The sequence below is a fragment of the Bacillus sp. JAS24-2 genome (assembly GCF_008274905.1).
In the GTDB taxonomy this organism is placed as follows: domain Bacteria; phylum Bacillota; class Bacilli; order Bacillales; family Bacillaceae_G; genus Bacillus_A; species Bacillus_A cereus.
Window position 1 is genome coordinate 1944042 of record NZ_CP031068.1, and the last position, 25380, is coordinate 1969421.

Below are 25380 nucleotides of genomic sequence, written 5' to 3' on the forward strand. Positions count from 1 at the left end.
GACGTGATTAGGCTGGAGAGAATGAATATAACTATGCATACATAGGAGGGAACAGGATGAAAAGTCCTAATTTTCAATTAAGTTTACAAACTTCTAATCTAATTATAGGTTTTATGGTATGGGTCATTTTATCATCATTAATGCCCTATATTAAAGTGGATATCCCATTAACTGCGGGGCAAATTTCTATAGTAACAGCAGTACCGGTTATTTTAGGTTCTGTTCTTCGCATTCCAATTGGTTATTGGACAAATCGTTTCGGAGCAAGAAAATTATTCTTTATTAGTTTTATTCTATTATTACTTCCTGTCTTTTATATTAGTGTTGCCAATTCTATGATGGATTTAATTATTGGTGGATTATTTGTAGGAATCGGTGGTGCTGTATTCTCTGTAGGAGTAACTTCTTTACCAAAATACTTTCCGAAAGAGAGTCATGGTTTTGTAAATGGTATTTACGGTGTCGGTAACGCCGGAACAGCAATTACTTCATTTTTAGCGCCTGTTATCGCAACTTCAGTTGGCTGGAGAACGACAGTACAATGTTATTTAGTTTTACTTGCAGCATTTGCACTTATGAACTTTTTATTAGGTGATCGTAAGGAGAAAAAGGTGAATACACCATTAATGGAACAAATAAAAGGTGTATATAAAAATGAGAAACTTTGGTTTTTATGTATCTTTTACTTTTTAACATTCGGATCATTTGTCGCATTTACAGTATACTTACCAAACTTTTTAGTATCTCACTTCGGATTAGAGAAAGTAGATGCTGGTATGCGAACTGCAGGATTCATCGTACTCGCAACAATTATGCGTCCGATTGGTGGTTGGCTCGGCGATAAGTTTAATCCATTTAAAATATTAATCTTCGTATTTATCGGTTTAACACTTTCAGGTATTATTTTATCATTCATGCCTAGTATGAACGTGTATACATTTGGTTGCTTACTAGTCGCATTTTGTGCAGGCATTGGTAATGGTACAATCTTTAAACTCGTTCCAATGTACTTCTCAGAACAAGCAGGTATTGTAAATGGACTCGTTTCAGCTTTAGGTGGACTAGGAGGGTTCTTCCCGCCCCTAATTTTAACATTACTATTCCAACTAACAGGCCATTATGCAATTGGATTTATGGCATTATCAGAAGTCGCACTTGCTTGTTTAATCATTACAGTGTGGATGTATAGTCAAGAAAAGCTGTTAGTGATGTTAAAGAATCATTAATAAGGAAAAAGAACCATCCCAAAGTATTTTGGGATGGTTCTTTTAGTAATAGGCTTCAACATGTTTTTATTGATCTCTCAATAAACGCTTATTTTCTATAAGAATGTGCTTTTAAAATGAAGATGTCAAAAGTTATTCAATTAAAGGGCAGATTAGTTAAGGAAATCTTAAATCTATTCTAAAGATCGAACTCATTTTTAGAATGCAAATATTTAATTGAATCGGGATGTTTAGATGAAAAAAATATAAGTCCACTCAAGATAAACAAGTATCAGGTGTGTTAGGTAGTTTAAGCGACAAGTATAGGATTGATGCAAGTATCCTTCGCATAGTAACTGCATTATCAGATTTTTTTAGGGCCAAATTTTTTGGTAAGGTTAATGGATATTGTGAAAAAGTATACTTAAAATAAAGAAGATAGTTTAGGTCAATAAGATAAAATTATGAATTTGTATAAATAATCCATAATTTTCTTTATGAGTTATATTTGGTATGTTAAAGAAAAGAGAGGAGAGGAGAAATGAAATAAGAATTTTTGATGCACATTTTCATATTATCGGTTTAAGTTTTCTGATTATTGGGAATTGAAGGGGTTTCCGACTAATTAAATGTGATTCATATTTAGTAAAGTGTTTAATCCAACTAAAATATATTTAGAATGAGGTTTTAAATGTTTGTTTTTATTATACTAGACGTAATATTACCAATATTAATATTAATGCTGATTGGTGCAATCTTACAAAGAAAGTTCCAATTTAACTTAAAGCAGCTTTCTACACTTATTACTTATTGCTTAATGCCAGCGGCTGTATTTGTGAATATATATGATATTAGTATAGAGACAGGTTTGTTGCTCCAAATAATATACTATTTAATGCTTTATAGTCTGAGTCTGATCATAGTAAGTCATTTCATTTCAAAAACATTAAAGTTAGAAAAAGGAGAAAGTGCAGCTCTAAAAAATAGCATTTCGTTAATGAATTCCGGTAATTATGGGTTACCAGTAAGTCAATTGATTTTCAGTCACAATCCAGTGGGGGTCTCCATTCAGATTTTTATTGTGATTTTCCAGAATCTTTTAACTTATTCATATGGGATATATAACTTACTATCAGCAACAAAAACAATCGGAGGTATTATTCAATCATTTCTAAGACTGCCTGTATTTCATGCGCTCGTATTAGGGGTTCTCTTTCAATCTTTTAAAATTCAAATACCTAATTCTATCTTGCTACCTCTTAATCAGCTTGCGAATGGTTTTGTTGCAATAGCACTCATATTGCTAGGGGCGCAATTATCCAACATTAAACTTAATTTTTTCCATCGAGTCATAACATGGGCTTTAATTGGAAGGTTACTGATGGGACCATTATTAGCACTTGCTGTAATATACATACTAAACATCGATGGTATTGTTGCACAATCGTTATTTATTGCAAGTTCTTTTCCTACTTCAAGAAATACATCAACCATTGCTATGGAATATCAAATAGAGCCTGAATTACATGCACAAATCGTTTTATTTTCAACACTTTTCAGCATTATTACAGTAACTGTCGTTATTTATTTGTCATATATTTTGTTTTGAATATACGTGCAAAAACGAATAGATTTGAGGCGGTAAATGATGGACGGAAATCCAATCGATATGAGAAGAAAACAGTCTATGATATATTGGGGAGGGTTTACAATTGTACCGTGTCTGATAATCAAGTGGCTTAATTCAAAAAAAGGAAACTCGTTACGGGTTATTTCGTATGAAAATCTTTAAAGCATTTGCATATAGACTTGCGAAAAAAAGACACAATCTCGCTTATAATTAAAGTTATATGAGCTTAGGGTGATAGCGATGGGGTGGGAGTGTCAAGTAAGAATTTTATGCATAATTGCCACTAAGGGAGATGATTAAAAGTTGAGTAAACAGAATATCAGCACAATAGTTTCAGGAGATTTGATTGTTACCCATCTAATTGGCCAGATTAATACAGAGGATGTGTATGAATGGTTTAATGATTTTGAGCAGGTTTGTCAGCAATTTATTTCTGAGGGTCGGAAATACAAATTGTTGGTGGATAGAAAAGGGTATACCCCAAATCATTTTTCTGTTCAAAAAGTATGGAAAGATAAGTTCTTCAATGAAACCATTTTGAATCATAGTAAGGCAATTGCATTTCTTCTTGAAGAAGGAGAGATACTGAAGTATTTACAACAATCCAATACAAAAGAATCCGTGGAGTTTTTTGATGATTATGAACAAGCGCTAATTTGGTTGAATGAATATCCAATATAAAAACTGAATAGAAAGAGTTGCTCGTAATGTTACACTTGTCATGAAATTTATTTGTTTACAAGTTGCAAACACCATTTATTTTCTTCATAGATTGCTTGTGAAATAAAAGAACGGAACTACAACAAAAAGAACAAACGTCCCCTAAAAAACGTTTGTCCAAAGGTAATTACTATTTTAACTAAGAAATAGATTACAATTTATGTGTACGAGAAATCTTTTTTATAAGTTTAGGCAATATAGATGTTAGTTCTTGCTTCAAACGCTTCGTAAATGATGGATCTTTACCAGAAGTTGAAATAGTGACAACATAATCATTATTTCTTATAACGCCAGGTGTGTGAAAAGATGATTCTGTACCATCACTTACAACGTTAACCCACTGGAAATCATGAGCGGCCTGTTTGACCCTCATATTTACAGCGTGTTGATTTGTAGCTGCATAAATAAGGTGAGCATCTTTAATATCATCATTACTAAAAGCTTTTTGCTTCCAAGTAATATAAGAAAGTTCCTTCATTTCCTCGCAAATTTCTGGGCTGACAACAGTGACGAAAGCGCCTGTATCTTTTAATCCAGACGCTTTTCGATATGCAATTTTACCTCCACCAATGATAACAACCACTTTATTTTGTAGATTAAACATAAGAGGGTACATGTTATACATATATGCATTCCTCCATTCGTTCTAACAATGTTAGTTTCATATATGTATCAAACTGAAGACAGTTACAAGTCGTAACATGATTGTATTTTTTTGTATGCAATTCAATTTTTTGAAGTAATAATCCGGTAAAGAGAAGGTATGGCATGACATATACATGGGACGCAGTCGATGTTATAGCCTTGAGCTCAACAGCAAAAGAGGGAGTTCCTTTCGTTAAAAAGGAACAGGATACTGGCATACCAAGTTTTCGTTCGATGGCTGCTCCGATTTGTTGTAACTCATGTATCGGTTGTGTATCACTACTGCCTCGTCCTACGAGTAAAATACTACTATTTTGCATTGGCATAGCTTCACGTATTCTTTTCACTACAAGTTCCACCATATGTGGATGTGTACTAAAAGGAGGTACAACTGAAAATGTTATTTGTGGATATTTCTTTTGTAGTTGTTCTATTTCAAAAGGAATATCACGTTTATAGTGAGCTGCTGCAAATAATAAAACAGGTACAATCATTATTTCAGTTGCGCCCTCTAGTAATGTTTCTGTAACTGCATCCGAAATGGTAGGTGTCGTTAGTTCTAGGAAAGCAATTTTTTGAATTCTTTCGTTACGTTCTTTTATAACAGATTGAACAAAATGAATGAATTGTTCATTACCTTCTTGTAGCCGGCTCCCATGCCCAACATATATAATTCCTTTCATCGCAGCACCAAATCTTTCTTCATAATCATGTTTTGTAATTGCTCATCTACATGATGAAATCCAACTTTATTCGCATAGTGTAAAGTTGGAACGTCGGTATACGAGAAAGGGAGAGTAAGGATATCGATAAAGCCAAGTCGTTTTATTTCTGATAAAAATGTATCAATTGAGGCACGCCCTTCAAACACAATGCTTCCCCATGAGAATTCAGAAAGCATACGAGAATGAACTTCATCGAAGCGATCGTCAATAGTATATGCATGAGTCATCATATAAGAACCGGCACCAATTTTTTCTTGAATAACAGCAATTCGGTTAATGTTTCGTCCTAAATAAATCGTTGAATTCGAAGAAAATTGCGCAGGTTTACTTAACAATCCATATTGCATGAGCTTTTCTTGAATAGAAAGATTCATATACTGAAGTTCTGCCTGTAAGGAACGAATATCTTTATGATATTTACTGCATGATTGCATTAAGATGTCTACACTGTCAGCGGAACAAAATACAAGACGATCAACGGTAAAAATCATATTGATTTGTTCAGAGGTTAATGTGTATTCTTTCTTTTTGAAAGTTGGAATTTGATATATTTCTGCACCGGACTCTTGTAACATTTGCTTTATTGCGCTTTTTTTATTTGTTGCAGATGCAAATAAAACTTTCTTGCCGTGCAATGGCTTGCGTTCTTTCCAAGAGATTTGATCCCGTAAGGAAACGACATCACCAACAATTGTCATAGAAGGATTAGAAATATTTTCGTTTTTGACAATAGAAACAATGGTAGACAGTGTCCCTGTGACAACGCGCTGTTTACCAGTTGTACCCCATTCAATGACTGCTACTGGCGTATCTTCTTTTTTTCCTGCTTGTAGTAAGTTTTCACAAATTGTAGGTAAGTTTTTTATACCCATGTAGTAGGCAATCGTGTCGCTATTGTAAGATGAATTATATTTTCCATGATCGGTTAAAGGACCTTTTGCATGTCCGGTTAATAAAGTGACACTATTACTGTAGTCACGGTGGGTGAGGGGAATACCTGCATAGATACTAGCGGCGATGCTAGATGTAATACCTGGTACAATTTCATATGGAATATTTGCTGATGCTAAAGTTTCTGCTTCTTCACCAACACGGCCAAAAATAGATGGATCTCCGCCTTTTAAGCGGACTATGATTTTTCCTTCTTTCGCAAATTGAAGGAGGTGTGAGTTAATCATTTCTTGACGCATAGTATGATTCTTTGGCATTTTTCCGCAATAAATAAGTTCACATGTTTCTTTTGTATAATTAAGAAAGGAAGGGTTTAATAAGCGGTCATATAAGACGATATCTGCACGATTTAAGCACTCTATCGCTTTTTTTGTAATAAGCCCTTCATCACCTGGTCCTGCACCAACTAAATATACATATCCGTTCATATTCGCACCTCGTCTATTTTTATTTAAAAGGAAGCCAGGGGAGGCTTCCTTTTTTAAATTACATGTATATATAAATATCCCCGTCAATAACTTCTACTTCATACGTTTGAATACAACCGTCATCAGGTTTTTGAACTTCACCTGTTAGTAGTGAAATTTTCCAATCATGTAGGGGACAAAAGACGAATTCTCCAGATACAATACCTTCCGCTAATGGCCCTTTTTTATGAGGACAACGATTTTCTACAGCTCGAATATCGCCATTTGAAAGGCGGAATAGGGCGAAAGACATACCTTTCATTTGCACCTCTTTACCGATTTGAATAGGAAGGTCTTCTGCACGCATAACTTTTATTTTTTCTTTCGTTTGTATCATATAGATCACAGCTCCTTATTTCACAGTTTCTACTTCATACATCGCTTTTAATGATTTCGTTTCTAGTGCTTGTCCCCATGCTTCTTTATATGTGCCACGAGCTTTTTGGAAACGTTCATTTAACTTAGTGACCATATTTGCATCTTGCAGTATTTCCTTTATGTGATCGAAGCCTAATCGTTCTGTCCAGTAGGCAGTACGCTCTCCATAAATACCAGTTTCACGATAATATTGCATGTAAGCTGTAGCGATGCGAAGGACATCATCTTCAGTAGGGACAATCATTACAAAATCAGCTTCGCGTACTTCAGTACCACCATTTCCGCCAATATAAAGTTGGTATCCATTTTCGACACAAACAACGCCAAAATCTTTCGTCAGTACTTCCGCACAGTTACGTGGACAGCCCGTTACACCCATCTTCATTTTATGAGGTGTATCTACCATTTCTAATGATTGTTCAAGCAACATACCAAGTCCTAATGAATCTTTCGTACCGAAACGGCAGAAACGAGAGCCAACACATGATTTTACATTACGAAGAGATTTTGAATACGCATATCCAGAAGCCATATTTAATTCAGCCCATACGTTAGGTAAATCTTGTTTCTTAACACCGTATAAGCCAATTCGGCTCGCACCTGTAATTTTCACAAGTGGAACATCGTACTTTTTCGCAACTTCAGCAATTTTCATTAAATCATCTGCTGTTGTAACGCCTCCGTACATACGTGGAATAACAGAGAAGGTACCATCGTGCTGGATGTTACCATTCATTCTTTCATTCACGAAACGGGATGATTTATCATCTTCATATTCTTCTGGAATCGCCATACGTAAATAGTAGTTTAAAGCAGGACGACATTTCGAACATCCATCTTCATGTACAAAACCAAGAACGTTTCGTACTTCTTTTGGAGATTTTAAACCTTTCTCATGAATGGCCGCTACGACTTCATCACGTGATAAAGGTGTACATCCGCACATACCGGTAGACTGTGCAGAAGCATCAAAAGCATCTCCAAGTGTATGAGATAAAACTTGTTCTACAAGCGGACGACATTTACCACAAGACCCTGCGGCTTTCGTACAGGCTTTAACTTCTTCAAAAGTCTTTAACTCCTGTTCTAAAATGGCGTGAACGATTGTGCCTTTCGTAACACCATTACATCCGCAAATTGTGTCATCCGCACTCATAGTAGCAACGTCAAGTTCACATTCTTCACCAGCTTTGTGAAGAATGGAAGCTGGTGTATATTCTTGTATATCTTCTTCTTTCTTTAATATGCTAAAGAGGCGGGTACCGTCAGCTGTATCACCGTATAAAACGATACCGACGACTTTATTATCACGAATTAATATTTTTTTATAGGAACGTTTACATTCATTAAAGATGGATATTGCTTTCGTTTGATCATCTTCATAAATTTGGCCAGCAGAGAATAAATCACAACCAGCAACTTTTAATTGTGTACCGACGATACTGCCCGAATATCCATCAGTTTGTAAATTTGTTATATGTTTTGCTAATATCGCACCTTGTTCATAAAGAGGAGCAACAAGTCCATATGCGATACCGTCATGCTCTGCACATTCTCCAACTGCATAAATGGACTCATCATTTGTTAGCATATAGTCATTGACTACAATACCGCGATTTACAATTAGACCAGCATCTTTTGCTATTTGCGTATTTGGCCGTATTCCGACAGCCATTACGATTAAATCACAATCTACAACTTCACCGTCTTCAAATTGAATGCCCTCAACATGGTCTGTACCAAGAATTTTTACAGTTTTCTTTTCCATTAAAAACTTCATGCCTTGTGCTTCTAAATCTTCACGCAGAAGAGCAGCTGCTTTCGTATCTAGTTGTTGCTCCATTAAGCTAGGCATTAAATGAACAACATGTACGTCCATTCCTAAATCAATTAGACCTCTTGCGGCTTCTAAACCGAGTAACCCGCCACCAATGACAACGGCCTTTTTCTTTTCTTTAGCGGTATCTATCATAAATTGTGTATCTTCAATAGTTCGAAATCCTGTTACACCAGAAAGTGCGGAACCTTCAACAGGTAAAATAAAAGCACTAGAACCTGTTGCGATAATGAGCTTGTCGTATGTAAGAGTACGCTTCTTTTCTGTAATAATAATTTTTTCTTCTCGGTTAATACTTTGAACTCTTTCATTCGTATACAAAGTTATTTCGTTTTCTTCATACCAACTGTATTCATTCATAATGATATCTTGTATATTTGTTTTGCCTTGTAAAACATGAGAGAGCATAATGCGGTTGTAGTTTGGATGCGGTTCATCTCCAAAAATAGTAATCTCATATGAATCACTATCATGTTTTAAGATTTCTTCCATACAGCGAATGCCAGCCATACCATTTCCGATCATAACTAAACGTTTTTTCATTTTCGTTTCCCCTTTTTATGTGAAATATTGAACAAAGGATTATATTTTTATTATAGAAAATCAAATAAGGGGGAGATGTGATATTTATCACATCTTTATAATGATTCACAAATTGTTAAAATTCGGTTTTATGTGAAGGGGATGTGAATATTTTTCGCGAAACGAAAAAGCAGGCCATAAGTATTTACACTCATGTCCTGCACTTGATTTATGCTTTCGTAATGGCACGCGGAAATAAAATATTATTTTCTAAATGAATATGCTCAAATAAATCAGACTCTAGCGCTTCGAGGCGTTGGTAAACAAGTCGATAAGTACCGCAAGCACCTTCTGGAGGAGTAAAGTCATTTGTCACTTTACGAAGTTCTTTTATAATATTTCCAGCATGATTGTGCTCATTTTCTAGTTCATTTACTACTTTACGTAACTTAGTATAGTTTTCATTAGTTGGATTTTGTTCAAATTCTAAAATTAATGGAAAATCTTCCATTTCTTCTTTAATTAAATGCTGTTCTAATTCCATTCTAAGTTCATGAAATAGCTTATGAATTTGAGCAAAATGAGGCTGACTTGCCCCATGAACACGTAATACTTTTGTCACATATGGACTTAACTGTGGTAATTCTTCATTTAAATAGCGGTGATGCTTATTTATGACATAATCAATCAATTCACGATAAGAAGCATTTTTCCAATCAATTTCCGATTCATTTAATCGTTTCGTATTATGATAAAGCGTATTTAACTCTGTAAGCACTTCAGTAGCTGATAAATTTCTTTCATGAATTGCATCAATAAGTGGCTTATTACCGCCACAACAAAAATCTATTCTATATGATTTAAAAAGATCACTAGCTTTCGGAAATTGTGTAACAATCTCACCAACAATTGAAGTTTCAGTAAATGTATGTTCCATATGAATGCCTCCATAAAATTTTAATGTAATATCTGAATTAAGAATAGCGATAAATTAAAATCTATGTAGTGATTGAAATCACTTATTCTGTGTCGTTTTTGAGAATAATAAGAAGAATGTTATTAAAATAAGGGGGAAAGTAATAAGTGGTAATATTTTACGTTAATAAAAAAGAAGCTTAGTAAAAGCTTCTTTTTTATTACTATTTTTCACATGCAATTCCATCGCCATCACGATCAAGATGAGAGCTATAACCTGGTTGCCCTTTATGTAAAGGAGCTTTCCCAGCTGCTCTAACTGCAGCACAATTTTTGTAGTATGCACTATCAGTATTACCATTAGCTGGTTGTGTTTGAGCTTGCTGTGCTTTTTGTTCTTCTTGTTGTTTACGAGCTTGTTCATCAGCCTGACGTTTTTCATCCTCTTGCTTACGAGCTTGTTCATCAGCCTGACGTTTTTCATTCTCTTGCTTACGAGCTTGTTCATCAGCCTGACGTTTTTCATTCTCTTGCTTACGAGCTTGTTCATCAGCCTGACGTTTTTGTTCTTCTTGTTGTTTGCGAGCTTGTTCATCAGCCTGACGTTTTTCATCCTCTTGCTTACGAGCTTGTTCTTCGGCTAGACGCTTCTCATCTTCTTGCTTTTGAGTTTTTTCGTCCGCCTCTTTCTTTTCTAGCTCTTTTTTCTGTTCGCTATCTTTTGGCTCTTCATTATTAGAGGCAACTTTTGTACTAGTTGCTGTCGTTTTTTCAGAAGAAGGAGCTGAAATACCTAATAACGCAACAAAAATGACAAATAATACAGCTGTAATAATAAATTGTTTTTTCGCTATACCTGTTTTCTTAATAACAGATAAGATTGCTAGAACAAGGAAGAATATAAATAGAATGAAACTTAAAGTAGAAAAAAACTCGACGACGGGGTGTTCCGATTTTGTTGTACCGGCCGTTATTAATATAATAGAAATCATAAAAAGAATAACGGTAGGACGTCCATATTGTTTTGCTTTTCCATTTTTCTTAAAGAATGAAATGATACATAAGATTAAAAGAATAAAAGCAATAAAAAATAAAGCTGCACCAATATTACTTAAAATTGACATTTTCATACCTCCATTTGTAAGATTCTTCTTATTGGTTATATAGGAATTTATTGGATATTACACGTTTTGTATAAATTTAGAAAATTAATATTTTTAATAGACTCATAAACATTTATTTTATATATAAGGAAAAATGGATATATTTCCTATTACTTTTTGAAAGAGATTTCATAAATTATAGTATATCGATTGAAAGGAGGAGATTTGAATGGAATTTCAATTGTTGGTAACTTGTATATTACAAGAAGGTAATGCTTACTTTTTAGTAACGAAGGTAGATGATGTTATTACGTTAAAAGTACCGATTACTGCGGGAGTAGCAGGTTTATTTTTAGCTTTAGGTGTACCAAGATGTTCTTAATTTAAATCTCTATAGTAGAAGAGGAAGGGACATGCCTTCCTTTCCTACTATCACATAATATAATTATGCAAACTTAAATATCATATTTGTGATAGCACGTTTGAAATGGACATGCATATACTATAATGTTTCATTGGATGTTAGCGGTGAAAGGTAGTTTTAATAAGTGCATCCAGTGATATTTTTAAGCTATGAAAATAAAAGAGGTGCTATTATATATGAAAAGAAAAACATTGGATATTCCAGTTACATTGCGAAGAGAGTGGTTTTTAATAGAGTTAGCTCATTTAACGAAAAAATATGGAATTGAAATTGCAACTAGTAAAATGGATGCTGCACCGTTTTTAAGAGATCAAGTTACGGAGTCAAAGATAGGGAAAGGGCTACAATACGATAAATATGATGATGAGTATATAATTGAAAATTAAAGGGTAACAACAAAATTAAATTAATTTATAACAAAATATAAAATAAAGCAGATTCTAAATATAGAATCTGCTTTATTATGAAATACTTGTAGTCAACTAGCCTCTTTCTAGTGTTTTTCCTACATATTTCTCTTGCGTTATTCCAAAAGAGTCACGAAGAATGCGAGCATAATCTTTAGATTCTATTGGTCGTTTATTTTTGGTGCCTTTAAAGGTTTCTGTATAATTTTTATTTGTTAATGATATGTGACCATAAGTAGTTAATTTACAAGTGATAGCTCCTTTATTAAAAGGAGATTCTTTATGCTCTACAATCACTTTTTGAATCTTATTCACTTTTTTCTCATCTATTGGATCTACAGTGAAAGCATAGCCTATTTTCCATTCGTTTGAAGGTTCAGACTGTAAGAAACTTGTAGATTCCCCGTTAGCTCCTTTTCTCATTTCTAAAATATGCGTACCTTTTCGAGTATTTCGCTTACGAATTCGATATTCTCCTGTTTGAGAGGAGATGACTTCTCCGTTAAAAGGGACTGGATGTAAAGGGAGATGAGATGCAAAACCTGCATCCACAACATAATCTTTATCCTCATGACTTAATATGATAATGACATGACCATCATCGGGTTTCCATTTATTATCGTAAAGGTCATAAACAGTACCGGCTACTTTGTATACTTGAAACCCACAATCAATTAAAAAATAATACAATAGGGAGTTTAATTCATAACAAAGTCCACCTCGTTTTTGAATAAGTAACTTTTCTATTAAGTTATCTTTTGAGATATTTTTAATAGTACCAGCCATAATATCAAGATTTTCATAGGGGAGAATCATTCCCATTTTCAAGAGAATTTCATCTAAATCATCAAATGTTATTTCTTTTGCAGGAATTTCTAAGCGTTTAAAAAACTCCTTTTGTAATTTGGTCATCATAAAGTATTCTCCTTTCTTTTTACAGAATTTTCTTCTGTTCACCGATAGGTTAGTACTTCTAAAAAGTTAATTCAAGTGTGCGGAAATTATCATAATATATGTTTCTGGAAATATGATTTTCTATTCGGAAATTTCAGTTTAATTTTTAATCGTAGGAAAGTCTTATAATACAAGCTCCTTTAAAATTAGTTTGTATTTAATGAAAAGAAAGTACATATCTTTATTATATTTTTAAATAACTAACTAGTAATAAAATGTTTTTTTACTAAAATTTTTTCAAGATTTGTATGCTTTATATAAACAATAATGATTTAAAAAATATCTGGGTGTAGCGAAGGTAACAATTATTGAGAAACTTTTTTGTCGTATTCTATCAAAAGGAAGAGGTAGAAACAAAGAGAATAACGAGAGTTAAGGAAGAGGGTATACAACTAGTAACCTTCTAAAAATAGGGCTAACATCTTTTAAAAATAAAAGATTAGCTATTATTAAGGAAGGGAAAATATAAAATATTATAAAGAACACCTTCTTTCAAAAAAATAGGGGGAGTAATATGCGACTGATGAGAAGATGTGTGGCCTTACTAATTGTATTTTTTATCATGGCTCCAACGATTAGCACAAATGTACAGGCAGAAGTTATAAAAGAGCTTGGAAAGGGGTTTCCTGATACAGAAGTATTCACACCTGGAGAATGGTTTTTAGGCCAAAAACCTGCTAATTATGATGAGAATAAACCGCCAATTCTCTTTGTACAAGGAAGAAATGGTAATGCTGATAGTTGGTATGGAAAGACAGTATATCATGATATAAATGATATGTATGATTATGCTTTAAAAGCAGGCTATCAAACAGTGTTTATACAATTGTATGATGCTGCAGGGAAAGGTTCGGCTAGTCAGTGGGATAACGGAAAATTGTTAGCACAAAAACTTGAAGAAATATATAATCATTTCGGTAAAAAAGTTAATATTGTAGCGCATAGTAAAGGTGGTATTGATACACAAGCCGCATTAGTTGAATATGGTGCGAATCGATTTGTTGGTAATGTTATTACACTTGCTACACCGCATCACGGCTCAAATTTAGCAGATTTGTCATATAGTTGGTGGGCAGGTTGGCTTGCTTCTATATTAGGTCAAAAAGATGATGGTACGTATTCGTTACAAATAGGTGAAATGGCAAAGTTTCGTTCAATAATAGATAACAACCCAGCAGCTAAATTAAACCGTTACTATACGGCTACTGGAACTAGCTGGGGGCCAACATTTTCTGCATTATCTATGGGCGGGTTATATTTATCATCGTACGGTTCAAATGATGGACTAGTAAATGAATGGAGTGCGAAGCTATCGTACGGTACACATTTATTTACAGATTCCAGATTTGATCATGACAATATAAGAAAAGGATCAGCTGTTTTTGCACGAATTGAACCATATTTACGTACGACAAATGTGGGATTACCAGCTTTAGTAGCATCCAGCACTAGTTCAAATGAAGATCTAGAACAATTAAATACAACTTCAAATCAAAATATTTTAGGAGGCGAATTACCACAAAATCAGTGGATAGAGCAAAGTATTTCTGTTGATAAAAAGGCTGAAGGAATAGTTTCTGTACTAACTGCTTCTTCTGATGTAGAAGTACAAATGGTATCTCCAAAAGGAAAAATCTATGCAAATAAAGATAGCGCTATAACTACTGGTGAAGGCGAATCTTTCTTTAATGGGGCGACAATTAGAACATTTAAGTTTGATAAATTGGAAGTAGGCGAATGGAAAATCAAAATGATGGCGAAGCAGTCGAAAGATGCATATTTAGTTGTAAGCGATTACAAGGATGACGCACCATTTGTTCTTCGAATGCCTACAAAAGTTAAAGTAAATAAACCTGAGTATAAACTGAAAAAATCACCTGTAGCACCTGAAATGAAAGGGGATCTTTCCATAACAGTAAGAGTCGTTAATAAAGAAGGTAAGTTAGTCTCTGAATTTAATGAATTACAAAATGTTAATACGAATACATTTACAGGTGCTTTGAAAGATATAAAACAACCGGGAGTATATAACGTTACGATGGATATAAAAGGGATGAATAAAGAAGGAAAACCATATAATCGTACGATTGTTAAGTCGGTTTATGTAGAGAAATAAGGAAGAATAAATAAGTATAATAAAAAAGTGCAGAAATCTTGTGTTAGAAAGAATTCTGCACTTTTTTATGTGGGGAGAGATAATAAAAGTTGAAAAAACTGTTATTCAATAAAAAAAGATGCTGAAATAGCATCTGAATGTGAAGAAATAATTTTAACTTAGTTTTGTAACTGTTAATTCAACTGAATTTATACCATTGTCACAAGTTACAATACTTTGACGATTAAAACCACTATTATTTCTAAGTTGAAGAGTTGAATTAGCAGGCACTGTAACAATCGTTTCGCCAACGAGTTGAAGACATTCGTTATTTGATGAAGTATTCATTTGAATAGCGAAGTCACCTTGACTATTAGCAAGTGGATTGTTATTTAAAAATATAGTTATGACTGGGATATGTGGAAATACAGGATTTAAAGTAGTATTAATACTGGAAATGAACGAAACTCTATAATCACCAGCTTGTCTAAAGTGTATAGTAGTAGGATTTAGTAAGGAAACACCTCCTGCTAAAGGTCCAACGTGATTAAATGGAAAAGGATCTCCAAAAGGAACAGTTATAAATTCAGTTTGCCAAAAAGTTCCGTATGCAGGACAGCTTCGTTTATGTGAATGGTCACATGAACATTTTTTATTTGAACTGGAAGAAGATTTGCATGAGCATTTTTTATACGAGTTTGAAGAATGATAGTATGAACCCAAAATATTACCTCCTATTCTTAATAAATTTAAACCACATAGTAGTTTATGAAGATGAATCACAATTGGCGTGTATGCTTGTACTATAAAAGGAAATAGATTTGGAATATAAAGTGGTCAAATGATGAAGTGTAGTATTTGGGTATTACCTGTAACACCTTTTGAAGATGATAAGGTTTATAATTTGATAGAAAAATAAATGGAATTTCTAAATAGATTGAAGTAACGAGGAAACGTTTATCCCGCTATTTTCCGAGCAGTAAGACTCCCATCTCAAAATTCAGCGAAAGCAAAGAAGTTAGGTGGGGGATGAATTAAACCCCCACTCATTAAAATTTCACTTTACTATATTTATTTAGTCTGACAAAACAGAAATATTACCTTTAGCTGTATGGATGTTATCATTTGGTGAAGTTATAATATTTAGCTATATTTATATTAGGTTATTCAGTTTATTTTTTATTTGCGTAGCTGAGCAGGAAAAAGTCAGAAAATATAGAATAATATACATATGAAGCATCGTTTGTTTTTGGTGTGAATAGTAATTAAAGATACGCTAAAATATTTAAAATTGTAACGAAAGAGAGATTAAATAATAGAGGGAGCAACTTACATGGAAAATATATTAAAGGTATCTTCAAAATCAAGCCCAAATTCAGTCGCAGGTGCAATAGCAGGAGTACTAAGAACAAGTGGTAATGTGGAAATTCAAGCGATTGGGGCTGGAGCTATAAATCAAGCGATTAAAGCAATTGCGATTGCAAGAGGGTTCGTCGCTCCAAGTGGTATTGACTTAGCTTTTGTTCCAGCGTTTCAAGAGATTTCTATCAATAATGAAGAAAGAACAGCGATTAAATTAATTGTAGGCCCTAGAAAGAAAAGGTCTTAGTAGAAGAGAGCGTTACTATAAGGGAAAAAGGCCAATAGACTTCCCAGGTTAGATACGCTATTTTATGTAACCGATCCTTGGGGGTGGACACGGCATTATACCGGACTCATGTCTGTTAATTTCTCCTTAAATTTAGCGCGTGTTCTAGATACTTAAAAATGCCAAATCCTTTGTGATATAAGGGATTTGGCATTTTTGATGTTTTTAAAAATAAACAACCTTAAAACTGCTCATTTAGAAGATTTAGTTTTAGTAGCGGCCATTGAACGTTTTTATGATAGTTTACCTGATAAATGGTCTTTCTAATTCTTGCAGCTATAGACTGTTCGTGTTGGTATCTATTCAAGTCAATTTTATTACGCTCCATAACCTTTGTTTTAATTTGATTCAGTGTTCCTGCTCCATCTAGTTCGGTTAATATTGCTATAATTTCATCTAGCCATGAAGTGCTGTTGGACATACATATACCTCCTAATAAAACATGTGTACTTATTTTTATTTTAATCTTTTAAATTTATATATTCATATATTGATTCAATAAAATTAGCAAAATATAAATCTATTGATAATATTATTAAAGCGTTGAATGAGAGCTTTATTCTTTCTGAGGATGAGCAAGAGGAAGATATGTATCAGGCTAATATTGATTCGGATTTTAGTAAAGTAAAGATTGCAGAAGAAGAGAAACCGGAAAATCGAAAAAAAACTAAAATGGAATCTGGTAGGGAAGTATGGCCTCGTGATCCGAAAAAAGCTAAACAAGCTATTAAACAGGCAGAATTTAAATGTGAAATAGATGACACACATGAAACATTTGTATCGGAAGCCAGCCGAAAAAATTATATGGAGGCCCATCATCTAATACCGTTAAGAATGCAACATGATTTTGAAAATAGTTTAGATGTTGTTGGAAATATAGTTAGTATATGTCCGAACTGTCATAGGTTGATTCATTATGGAAGAGACAAAGATAAGAAAAAAGTTTTAGAACTTCTCTTTGAACAAAGAAAAGATTCTTTGAAGAAGTTCGGTATTGAGGTATCTCTCAAAGAGCTATTTGGATACTATGGAATTCTAAAATAAGAATATTCATAGCTATAGTGAAGGTAGAATGTTTCATACTTAAACATAGCTATTATTGTGATGGAAATTTAAATTTCGTCTTTTGAAAGTATCAATAATTTGTATTATTTTTATAGGGTTATATATTTTTCTTTTGCTCTGCTGTATAGCAGAGCTCTTTTTTTTTGTCGTACAAAAGCCACCTATATATGTGAAGTGCACCCCAATTGTTAGGCTGTGTCTAACAATTGGGGTGCACTTCAGTCCTGTCGGGCGGCTTCTTTTAATTTATATTCACCAATTCATCAAACTTAAACTTAGTATTCAAACCAAAGGCATCTGTACAATATATAGTTTTCGTCATCGGTTCAATATGTAATACATTTATGTACATGTCTTGCACCATTCCATCACGATAGTATGAGATATGTATTTCTTCTTCCTCGTGAAAAGATTGCATTAACGCTCTTTCTATTCGTTCCATAGTATCTTGTGTTAAAAAAGGTTTAGGTACTTTATATTGTTCCTCAAACATTCTATGTATTTCCTCGTATTGCTCCGGTATTGAAGCAAACGGATTCCATTTCACCATACCTCTTCCACGTACTACAGGAAAGCTGTTATATCCCATGATGTAATACCTCACTTTTGTTTTTTTAACGCCACTACAAACAAACATGTGTTCTTTTTTAAGGTTTGAAAAGGGACCATTTTGTTAACATGAATATTCAAAAATAATTTTTTCAAGTTAGAATATTCAAAAACTTATTTATGCAAACAAGCATGTCATGATAACATTTAACAAAAGGGGGTAGAAGTAGATGAGTGTTGACATTATTTCTAAAGAAGAAATCACAAAATTATTAAACGAATGGTATCAAGCTATGATTTCACAACGTGTATTACAGTCTCAGAAAATAAAAGAAGATATTGCAAATAAAATCAATAATATTAAGGAAGACCAAACAATATTAGTCTACTACGCTTTATTGAATGCACGGTATAAACTGCTAATTCGGGATATGGATAGTACAAAAGATATTCTGGACAAAATCGAGCCTTTACCAGAGTCTACAGAAACATTTTTAGAGTACTATCATCATTTATTTAAAGCAATTTACGCTATTAATAAAGCAAACCATAGTGAAGCAAGAATGCAATTTGAAAAAGCTGGAACGTTTTTAGAGTACATGCATGCTGAAATTGAAAAAGCTGAATTTAATTATTGGCTTGCAGTCCATTACTATCACGTATTAAAACCGATCCTAGCAGTTCAATTTGCTACAAAGGCGAATGAAGTATTTTCAATTAGTCCAGGGTATGAATTAAAAACTGCAGCATGCTTAAATACTTTAGGAATGGCACACATTCGACTAAATGAATTCGAAAGTGCAGAGGAATATTTACTTTCAGCACTAGGTACCTTCCAAAAATCTAATGATGAACTTCTTATTAAACGAGTTAAGCATAATTTAGGACTTTTATACGCAAGTCAAAACATGCCAGAGTTAGCAATTAAACACTTAGAGGATTCATTAGAAAATAACGCTAAAACTATGTTTCTTTTAGCAAGAGAACATTTTAAGTTAGGTTATAGTCATATCGCTAATGAATATATTGAGAATGGCTATAAGATTAGCGACTTATGTTATCGTCATCATTTCCGAATTTTAAAAGCAGTACATAACTATGTACCGCAAGAAGAATTAGAAAATGTGGTTATAGAAGGTATTTCGTATTTTGAAAAAGAAGAATTATATGATTGGGTAAAAGAATATGCTTCTCTTTTAGGTGAAAGATTCTATGGTTCAGAAAATCACAGAAAAGCAAGCAAGTATTTGCACATCGCTTTAGATGCAGACAAAAAGAGCATAGAAAGAAGGGCGCTAAAATGAAAAAAGCAATCTTATTAATGATGATGTTATCCGCTGTTTTTACTTTTGGTCTTACTAATGTAAAAGACATACCACAAAACGAAGCAATTGAAGTGTTTATGGATCATGGAGAACATATTTAAAACCTAAGGAAGAGGGCGCTTATAGTGTCCTCTTTTTAATATCTATTATTTATATGATGAGGTTGCAGGTACGTCTTTTGGTTATTGTTTGATAAACGTAAGATGTTTCTAAAAATGTGTATACAAAGGTGTAATTTTGTACTGTATATGTTCACGTACTATATAAAAAAGTATGAAAATCTATAAAAATAATTATTTCAATAAAATTTGTTTTAGATATTAAAAAGTGCCAAAACCCTTGTGGTATAAGGGGTTTGGCACTTTTGTGTTTTTTATATTTTATCAAATAAACAATTCTAAAACTGTTCATTCTTCTCCCAAGATTCAACGATATAATGTGCGATCGTCGGATTGAAGCCTTTACCAACTAAAAACATAATCGCAGCAACTTCTGTTAATGCGTGTTCATGTGATGTATGTTTTGCTTCATTTAAACCGTAATCTACCCATGGTTTTACGAAATCTAGTACGGGTTTCTTGAAAGGTAAAAACTGTGTACCGACAACTTGTTGAATTTGTTGTTGTGTTGGTTCAGTAATTGGTCCAGGTGGTAAGATTTGTGGTTGTGTAATGTCTAGTGTTGGTCCAGGTGGTAAGATTTGTGGTTGAGTTGGATCTATTGTTGGTGGTTTAGGTGGTGAGACACGTACGTCGTAGTTTGGTTGATACATTTGTTGTTGGTATTGCGGTTGTTGTGGTTGAGTTGTGTATGGATTTTGTTGATATTGTTGTTCTTGGTTTTGTGGTGCTACATATGGATTTTGTTGATATTGTTGTTCTTGGTTTTGTGGTGCTACATATGGATTTTGTTGATATTGTTGTTCTTGGTTTTGTGGTGCTACATATGGATTTTGTTGATATTGTTGTTCTTGATTTTGTGGTGCTGCATATGGATTTTGTTGATATTGTTGTTCTTGGTTTTGTGGTATTACATATGGATTTTGAGGATATTCATAATTTGGACGTGTTTCATATGGATTTTGTTGAAATTCAGTTTCTTGATTTTGCGTTGTTGCATATGGGTTTTCGTCATATTGTGGTTCTTGCTGTTGTAACTCTTGTTCTTCGTATTGTTCTGTGTATCTCTGTTCTTGTTGTTGAGGATACAATGGTTGCCTTGGATAAGGCGGTTGATTATTATAGAACATGTTTATTCCTCCTTCATGATGATGCCTACCACCTAGTGTATGGGCGGACAAGAAAATATGTGATGAAAAAATGCGGGCGTGTTACAATAAGTAACTGGGTGAAGATAAAATGACAAAACAAGAAAAAATTCAAAAAACAATTACTTTTGTAAAACATATTTTAGAAAAAGATGCGAGTGGGCATGATTGGTATCATATTGAACGTGTACATAAAATGGCGATTTCTTTATCTGAGCAAGAAGGTGGAAATCGTTTTATAATTGAAATGGCAGCATTACTTCACGATGTGGCAGATGAAAAGCTAAATGAAAGTGAAGAAGCAGGAATGAAAAAAGTTTCTGATTGGTTAGAAGAGCTACGTGTTGAAGAAAAGGAAAGTAAACATATTCTTCATATCATCGCCAATATGTCTTATAAAGGTGGCCATGGCGGTAAAGTGGATTCACTTGAAGGGAAGCTTGTTCAAGATGCGGATCGCTTAGACGCCCTTGGAGCAATTGGAATAGCTCGTACCTTTGCATATGGCGGGGCGAAAGGGAGATTAATGTATGACCCAACTATTCCGCCGCGTGAAGAAATGACGAAAGAAGAGTATAGAAAAAATAATGATCCATCTTTAAATCATTTTTATGAAAAACTTTTGAAATTAAAAGATTTAATGAATACGAATGCAGCAAAACAAGAGGCTGAAATTCGTCATCGTTATATGGAACAGTTTATTGAACAATTTATGAAAGAGTGGAATGCACAAATATGAAAATGTTAACTGTGGAGAACTTATCAAAATCATATGGAGAAAAGCCGTTATTTGATGGATTATCATGTAGTATTACAGAAGGACAACGTGTCGGAATTATCGGTGTAAACGGAACTGGTAAATCGACATTATTAAAAATAATTGCAGGATTAGAAACTCCTGATACAGGTGATATGACGTATTCACGTGGGTATACAATTAGTTATTTATCACAGCAACCAGAGTTTGATGAAAAACTAACAGTATTAGAGCAAGTGTTCCATGGTGATACACCTTTAATTCGTCTTCTTCGTGATTATGAAAAAGCACTATTAAATATTGAAAAAGATCCAAGTAATGAAAAAGTACAGGAACAATTATTTGCAGTGCAGCAACGTATGGATGCAATGAGTGCATGGGAAGCAAATGCAAGTGCGAAATCTCTTTTAACGAAATTAGGAATTACAGATTTCACTGCAATTGTTGGGAATTTATCTGGTGGACAGAAAAAACGTATCGCAATGGCACAATGTTTTATTGAAACACCTGATTTATTAATTTTAGACGAGCCTACGAACCATCTTGACCATGAGACAGTTGAATGGTTAGAAGAATATTTAGCAAGATATACAGGTGCGGTATTACTTGTAACCCATGATCGTTATTTCTTAGATCGTGTGACGAACCGTATTTTTGAATTAGATAATGGTAAATTATATAGCTACGAAGGAAACTATAGTACATTTTTAGAAGCGAAAGCACTTCGTGAAGAGCAAGAATTGGCACAAGAATCGAAACGCCAAAATTTATATCGTCGTGAACTTGCTTGGATTCGTCGTGGTGCAAAAGCCCGTTCTACGAAACAAAAGGCGCGTATTCAGCGTTTTGATGAGCTAAAGGAACTAGAAGGACCAGCTGCAAAACAGTCAGTTGATATTGCACTTAGCGGTAGCCGTCTTGGGAAAAAAGTACTTGAGTTAAAAGATGTAACGAAAAAATTTGGTGATAAAACGGTATTAAACAACTTTAATCATATTGTGAAACCAGGCGATCGCATCGGAATTATTGGAGCGAATGGAAGCGGGAAATCTTCGCTATTAAATATGCTTGCAGGTAAGTTATCTCCTGATAGTGGTGAAATTGAAGTTGGGCAAACTGTAAAAGTTGCTTATTATACGCAAGAAAATGAAGAGATGAATTTAAATCAGCGTATGATTGAATACATTAAAGAGATTGCAGAAGTTATTCATACGACAGATGGAAAAGTAATTGGTGCATCTCAAATGTTAGAACGTTTCTTATTCCCGACGCATTCACATGGTACACCGCTTGGTAAACTATCTGGTGGTGAAAGAAGACGTTTATATTTATTACGTATTTTAATGGGAGAACCAAACGTACTTTTACTTGATGAACCTACGAATGATCTAGATACACAAACATTAACAGTACTAGAAGATTATTTAGAAGATTTCCCAGGTGTCGTTTTAACTGTATCGCATGACCGTTACTTCTTAGATAAAGTAGTAGATGAACTGTTCATCTTTACTGGCGGAGGCGAAGTGCGTGAATTCCTAGGTAGTTATACAGATTATTTAGAAATGGAAAAAACGAGAGAACTTATGGAGAAAGCGGAAGTTCAAAAAGAGAAAAAAGTAGTAGAAGAAGCTCCAAAACAACAACGTAAACGTAAACTTTCATATAATGAGCAGCGTGAATGGGAAACGATTGAAGATACAATTGCCGAACTTGAAGAAAAAATTGAGTCAATTGGAGAAGAACTTGCGAAAGTTGGATCTGACTTCACAAAGGCACAAGAATTATCTGAAGCACAGCAGAAAACAGAAGAAGAGCTAGAAAAAAAGATGGAAAGATGGAGTGAACTATCAGACATCGTTGAAGGATTAAAATAAAAACAAGCTGCATATATTGAAAAGTAAAGAGAAAAACTTTACACTATTGGTAGAACCTATTTTAGGAGGGAAAAAATGAGAACATCTAATCCAATGTTGAAAAAAGAGGCATTCCGTAAAGAGGGAGCAAGCGCTTCTGCGATGACGATTGGCGGAACAGTAGGCAAAACGTTCATTATGCTTATCTTGCTACTTGCAACGTCTGTCTATTCATACATACAGATGATGCAGGGGACGATGAAGATGCCAGTATTAATTGGTGCTTTAATCGTTGCGGCAATCATCGCATTCGCGTCTATGTTCTTCCCGCGCATTTCACCTTTTGGTGCACCAATCTATGCAGCGGTAGAAGGGGTTGTGTTAGGAAGTATTTCAGCAGTTTATACAATGAAATTTGGCGATTCTATCGTTTTAAATGCTGTATTACTAACAATCTCAATTCTATTTGCAATGTTAGTGTTATATGCAACACGCGTAGTAAAAGTAACGGATAAATTCCGTACAGGCGTTATGGCAGCAACACTTGGAATTATGGTTATGTATTTAGTCGTATTCCTACTAAATATGTTTGGTGTAACTGTTCCATACATTCACCAAGGTGGTACAATCGGTATTATTATTAGTGCAGTTGTTATTGTAGTTGCTGCATTAAACTTATTACTAGATTTCGATTTAATCGAAAATGGTGTACGTAGTCAAGCTCCGAAATATATGGAGTGGTATACTGCGATGGGACTAATGCTTACATTAGTATGGTTATACTTAGAAATTCTTCGTTTCGTTTCTTACTTTACGAAAAATGACTAATAAAAAAATCCTGCATGAAAAATGCAGGATTTTTTTATTTTCAAAGATATATTGAATGTATGGTATAATATGGATGATAGCAACTTGAAGTGAAGGAGATGGAATATGATGAAAGAGAAGAAGGGGATTATGAAAAAATTATTTTCTAAAAGTTTTTTCATAGAACTAGATGAAGCTTTAACGTATCCATCATCAAAAGTTATTACTTCAGCGATTGAAGGATATGCAACTGAATGCAATGAAAGACTAAAATTTGAGAGTAAAGTTAAACCGATTACTTTCTACTTAGAAAATGCAATGTACCGTGCTGAAATAAAGATGGCTCGCGGAGGATATTACATATCTTGTACTGAAGTGTAATAAATTTTGAAACCATACATGTTTGAACTATGTATGGTTTCTTTTTTTGTTTTGTAAGGTCTAAAATAATACTTTTTACTTACGGATATATCATTTTGTACTTTTTACCATTCAAACATTTCTCCTTACAATGAAGAAAAACATGTGAGGTGGTATAACTTATGATGAATCGAGTTGTATTAATCGGTAGATTGACAAAGGAGCCAGAATTATACTACACAAAACAAGGCGTCGCTTATGCACGAATATGTGTTGCGGTGAATAGAGGATTTCGAAATAGTTTAGGTGAACAACAAGTCGATTTTATTAATTGTGTCGTTTGGCGCAAATCGGCTGAGAATGTAACTGAATATTGTAAGAAGGGATCACTCGTTGGGATTACAGGGCGTATTCAGACTAGTAATTACGATGATGAACAAGGCAAGAGAATATATAGAACTGAAGTTGTGATTGAGAGTATTACCTTTTTGGAGAGAAGGCGGGAGGGGGCATCGTAATAAAAGGTGATTTTAAGTAATAGCTTCGGAAAAAATTGTGGAAAGTATTTTAATAAACTTAAAGAGGGGATACCGCCAGCTTTTTTGAAAAAACAAGTAAAGAGTATACAAAATTTTATAACGTTTTTTGGCTAATCCAGTAACAAACGAGAACCATAAAACCCATCACAGGATAGGAATGTATAAAAAGATGAATCGAGTGATAGAAAATAAAAAAAGGGATTCCTTCTGAGAGTAAGGAATCCTCCTTTTT

Annotated in this window: 27 protein-coding genes and 1 pseudogene; 16 read left to right on the plus strand and 12 right to left on the minus strand. The window is 33.8% G+C overall.

Going from position 1 to position 25380, the window contains the following annotated elements; genetic code table 11:
* The first annotated feature begins 56 nt into the window (after nt 1-56).
* From narK to DN407_RS10215, 4 genes and pseudogenes are all read left to right on the plus strand, one after another.
* Complete coding sequence (narK, locus tag DN407_RS10195) at nt 57-1226, plus strand: nitrate transporter NarK (protein WP_149216214.1); 1170 nt, start codon at nt 57-59, stop codon at nt 1224-1226.
* A gap of 238 nt (nt 1227-1464) precedes the next feature.
* Nucleotides 1465-1593 (plus strand): annotated as a pseudogene (locus DN407_RS10200) (PspC domain-containing protein); the annotation flags it as partial.
* A gap of 303 nt (nt 1594-1896) precedes the next feature.
* Nucleotides 1897-2814, plus strand: coding sequence for an AEC family transporter (locus DN407_RS10210; RefSeq protein WP_149216215.1), 918 nt, complete (start codon nt 1897-1899; stop codon nt 2812-2814).
* A gap of 324 nt (nt 2815-3138) precedes the next feature.
* Entirely contained in the window at nt 3139-3516 is a 378-nt protein-coding gene (locus DN407_RS10215; RefSeq protein ID WP_000043362.1) for an STAS/SEC14 domain-containing protein, read from the plus strand.
* Between the two features lie 190 nt (nt 3517-3706).
* Here the strand turns inward: DN407_RS10215 and DN407_RS10220 are convergent, their stop codons facing one another.
* From DN407_RS10220 to DN407_RS10250, 7 genes are all read right to left on the minus strand, one after another.
* On the minus strand, nt 3707-4180 hold the full coding sequence (locus tag DN407_RS10220; protein WP_087967923.1) for a precorrin-2 dehydrogenase: 474 nt from the start codon (nt 4178-4180) through the stop codon (nt 3707-3709).
* The gene (locus DN407_RS10225) at nt 4173-4883 is read right to left on the minus strand and encodes a sirohydrochlorin chelatase (RefSeq protein ID WP_087967922.1); all 711 of its coding nucleotides are present in this window, start codon (nt 4881-4883) and stop codon (nt 4173-4175) included. The genes DN407_RS10220 and DN407_RS10225 overlap by 8 nt, the downstream gene beginning before the upstream one ends.
* Nucleotides 4880-6304 (minus strand): uroporphyrin-III C-methyltransferase, encoded by a 1425-nt coding sequence (locus DN407_RS10230; protein ID WP_098283103.1) that lies wholly within the window; start codon nt 6302-6304, stop codon nt 4880-4882. The genes DN407_RS10225 and DN407_RS10230 overlap by 4 nt, the downstream gene beginning before the upstream one ends.
* Nucleotides 6305-6362: 58 nt before the next feature.
* Nucleotides 6363-6680, minus strand: coding sequence for a nitrite reductase small subunit NirD (gene nirD, locus DN407_RS10235; RefSeq protein ID WP_000616682.1), 318 nt, complete (start codon nt 6678-6680; stop codon nt 6363-6365).
* A gap of 15 nt (nt 6681-6695) precedes the next feature.
* Nucleotides 6696-9101 (minus strand): NADPH-nitrite reductase large subunit, encoded by a 2406-nt coding sequence (nirB, locus tag DN407_RS10240; protein ID WP_000746918.1) that lies wholly within the window; start codon nt 9099-9101, stop codon nt 6696-6698.
* A gap of 208 nt (nt 9102-9309) precedes the next feature.
* Entirely contained in the window at nt 9310-10017 is a 708-nt protein-coding gene (gene ric / locus DN407_RS10245; RefSeq protein WP_149216216.1) for an iron-sulfur cluster repair di-iron protein, read from the minus strand.
* A 202-nt stretch (nt 10018-10219) separates the two neighbouring features.
* A complete protein-coding gene (locus tag DN407_RS10250) occupies nt 10220-11119 on the minus strand; it encodes an excalibur calcium-binding domain-containing protein (RefSeq protein WP_149216217.1) in 900 nt (299 codons plus the stop codon).
* A gap of 208 nt (nt 11120-11327) precedes the next feature.
* On the opposite strand from DN407_RS10250, the gene exsG reads away from it, so the two are divergent.
* The gene (gene exsG, locus DN407_RS10255; RefSeq protein WP_000395679.1) at nt 11328-11480 is read left to right on the plus strand and encodes an exosporium protein ExsG; all 153 of its coding nucleotides are present in this window, start codon (nt 11328-11330) and stop codon (nt 11478-11480) included.
* 218 nt (nt 11481-11698) lie between these two features.
* Complete coding sequence (locus tag DN407_RS10260; RefSeq protein WP_000824207.1) at nt 11699-11908, plus strand: hypothetical protein; 210 nt, start codon at nt 11699-11701, stop codon at nt 11906-11908.
* Between the two features lie 96 nt (nt 11909-12004).
* On the opposite strand, the gene DN407_RS10265 is transcribed toward DN407_RS10260, so the two are convergent.
* Nucleotides 12005-12844 carry an arylamine N-acetyltransferase family protein gene (locus DN407_RS10265; RefSeq protein WP_000988427.1) on the minus strand — a complete coding sequence of 280 codons (840 nt, stop codon included), beginning with the start codon at nt 12842-12844 and terminating at the stop codon, nt 12005-12007.
* 553 nt (nt 12845-13397) lie between these two features.
* On the opposite strand from DN407_RS10265, the gene DN407_RS10270 reads away from it, so the two are divergent.
* Nucleotides 13398-14999, plus strand: a complete 1602-nt coding sequence (locus DN407_RS10270) for an esterase/lipase family protein (protein ID WP_149216218.1) — start codon at nt 13398-13400, stop codon at nt 14997-14999.
* 153 nt (nt 15000-15152) lie between these two features.
* Here DN407_RS10270 and DN407_RS10275 read toward each other — a convergent pair whose 3' ends face one another.
* Nucleotides 15153-15701 (minus strand): hypothetical protein, encoded by a 549-nt coding sequence (locus tag DN407_RS10275; protein WP_000536153.1) that lies wholly within the window; start codon nt 15699-15701, stop codon nt 15153-15155.
* 610 nt (nt 15702-16311) lie between these two features.
* On the opposite strand from DN407_RS10275, the gene DN407_RS10280 reads away from it, so the two are divergent.
* Nucleotides 16312-16587: a stage V sporulation protein S gene (locus DN407_RS10280; protein ID WP_000427801.1), complete on the plus strand. Its 276-nt coding sequence runs from the start codon at nt 16312-16314 to the stop codon at nt 16585-16587.
* 220 nt (nt 16588-16807) lie between these two features.
* Here the strand turns inward: DN407_RS10280 and DN407_RS10285 are convergent, their stop codons facing one another.
* Complete coding sequence (locus DN407_RS10285; protein ID WP_000071988.1) at nt 16808-17047, minus strand: hypothetical protein; 240 nt, start codon at nt 17045-17047, stop codon at nt 16808-16810.
* A 167-nt stretch (nt 17048-17214) separates the two neighbouring features.
* Here DN407_RS10285 and DN407_RS10290 point away from each other — a divergent pair, with 167 nt between their 5' ends.
* On the plus strand, nt 17215-17670 hold the full coding sequence (locus DN407_RS10290; RefSeq protein WP_000283853.1) for an HNH endonuclease: 456 nt from the start codon (nt 17215-17217) through the stop codon (nt 17668-17670).
* A 262-nt stretch (nt 17671-17932) separates the two neighbouring features.
* On the opposite strand, the gene DN407_RS10295 is transcribed toward DN407_RS10290, so the two are convergent.
* A complete protein-coding gene (locus DN407_RS10295; RefSeq protein ID WP_000541073.1) occupies nt 17933-18280 on the minus strand; it encodes a YolD-like family protein in 348 nt (115 codons plus the stop codon).
* A 190-nt stretch (nt 18281-18470) separates the two neighbouring features.
* Here DN407_RS10295 and DN407_RS10300 point away from each other — a divergent pair, with 190 nt between their 5' ends.
* Together DN407_RS10300 and DN407_RS10305 are read left to right on the plus strand one after the other, a co-directional pair.
* Nucleotides 18471-19544, plus strand: coding sequence for a Rap family tetratricopeptide repeat protein (locus tag DN407_RS10300; RefSeq protein WP_149216219.1), 1074 nt, complete (start codon nt 18471-18473; stop codon nt 19542-19544).
* Nucleotides 19541-19666: a hypothetical protein gene (locus DN407_RS10305; RefSeq protein WP_000709202.1), complete on the plus strand. Its 126-nt coding sequence runs from the start codon at nt 19541-19543 to the stop codon at nt 19664-19666. The genes DN407_RS10300 and DN407_RS10305 overlap by 4 nt, the downstream gene beginning before the upstream one ends.
* A gap of 296 nt (nt 19667-19962) precedes the next feature.
* On the opposite strand, the gene DN407_RS10310 is transcribed toward DN407_RS10305, so the two are convergent.
* The gene (locus DN407_RS10310) at nt 19963-20814 is read right to left on the minus strand and encodes a hypothetical protein (RefSeq protein ID WP_149216220.1); all 852 of its coding nucleotides are present in this window, start codon (nt 20812-20814) and stop codon (nt 19963-19965) included.
* Nucleotides 20815-20923: 109 nt separating this feature from the next.
* Here DN407_RS10310 and DN407_RS10315 point away from each other — a divergent pair, with 109 nt between their 5' ends.
* The 5 genes from DN407_RS10315 to DN407_RS10335 all read left to right on the plus strand — a co-directional run bounded on the left by DN407_RS10315 (nt 20924) and on the right by DN407_RS10335 (nt 25127).
* On the plus strand, nt 20924-21571 hold the full coding sequence (locus tag DN407_RS10315) for an HD domain-containing protein (protein WP_000165969.1): 648 nt from the start codon (nt 20924-20926) through the stop codon (nt 21569-21571).
* On the plus strand, nt 21568-23463 hold the full coding sequence (locus DN407_RS10320) for an ABC-F family ATP-binding cassette domain-containing protein (protein WP_086409292.1): 1896 nt from the start codon (nt 21568-21570) through the stop codon (nt 23461-23463). The genes DN407_RS10315 and DN407_RS10320 overlap by 4 nt, the downstream gene beginning before the upstream one ends.
* A gap of 75 nt (nt 23464-23538) precedes the next feature.
* The gene (locus tag DN407_RS10325; RefSeq protein ID WP_001260655.1) at nt 23539-24270 is read left to right on the plus strand and encodes a Bax inhibitor-1/YccA family protein; all 732 of its coding nucleotides are present in this window, start codon (nt 23539-23541) and stop codon (nt 24268-24270) included.
* A gap of 105 nt (nt 24271-24375) precedes the next feature.
* Nucleotides 24376-24630 carry a DUF4318 domain-containing protein gene (locus DN407_RS10330; protein ID WP_000975138.1) on the plus strand — a complete coding sequence of 85 codons (255 nt, stop codon included), beginning with the start codon at nt 24376-24378 and terminating at the stop codon, nt 24628-24630.
* A 161-nt stretch (nt 24631-24791) separates the two neighbouring features.
* The gene (locus DN407_RS10335) at nt 24792-25127 is read left to right on the plus strand and encodes a single-stranded DNA-binding protein (RefSeq protein WP_000982018.1); all 336 of its coding nucleotides are present in this window, start codon (nt 24792-24794) and stop codon (nt 25125-25127) included.
* Nucleotides 25128-25380: the final 253 nt, after the last annotated feature.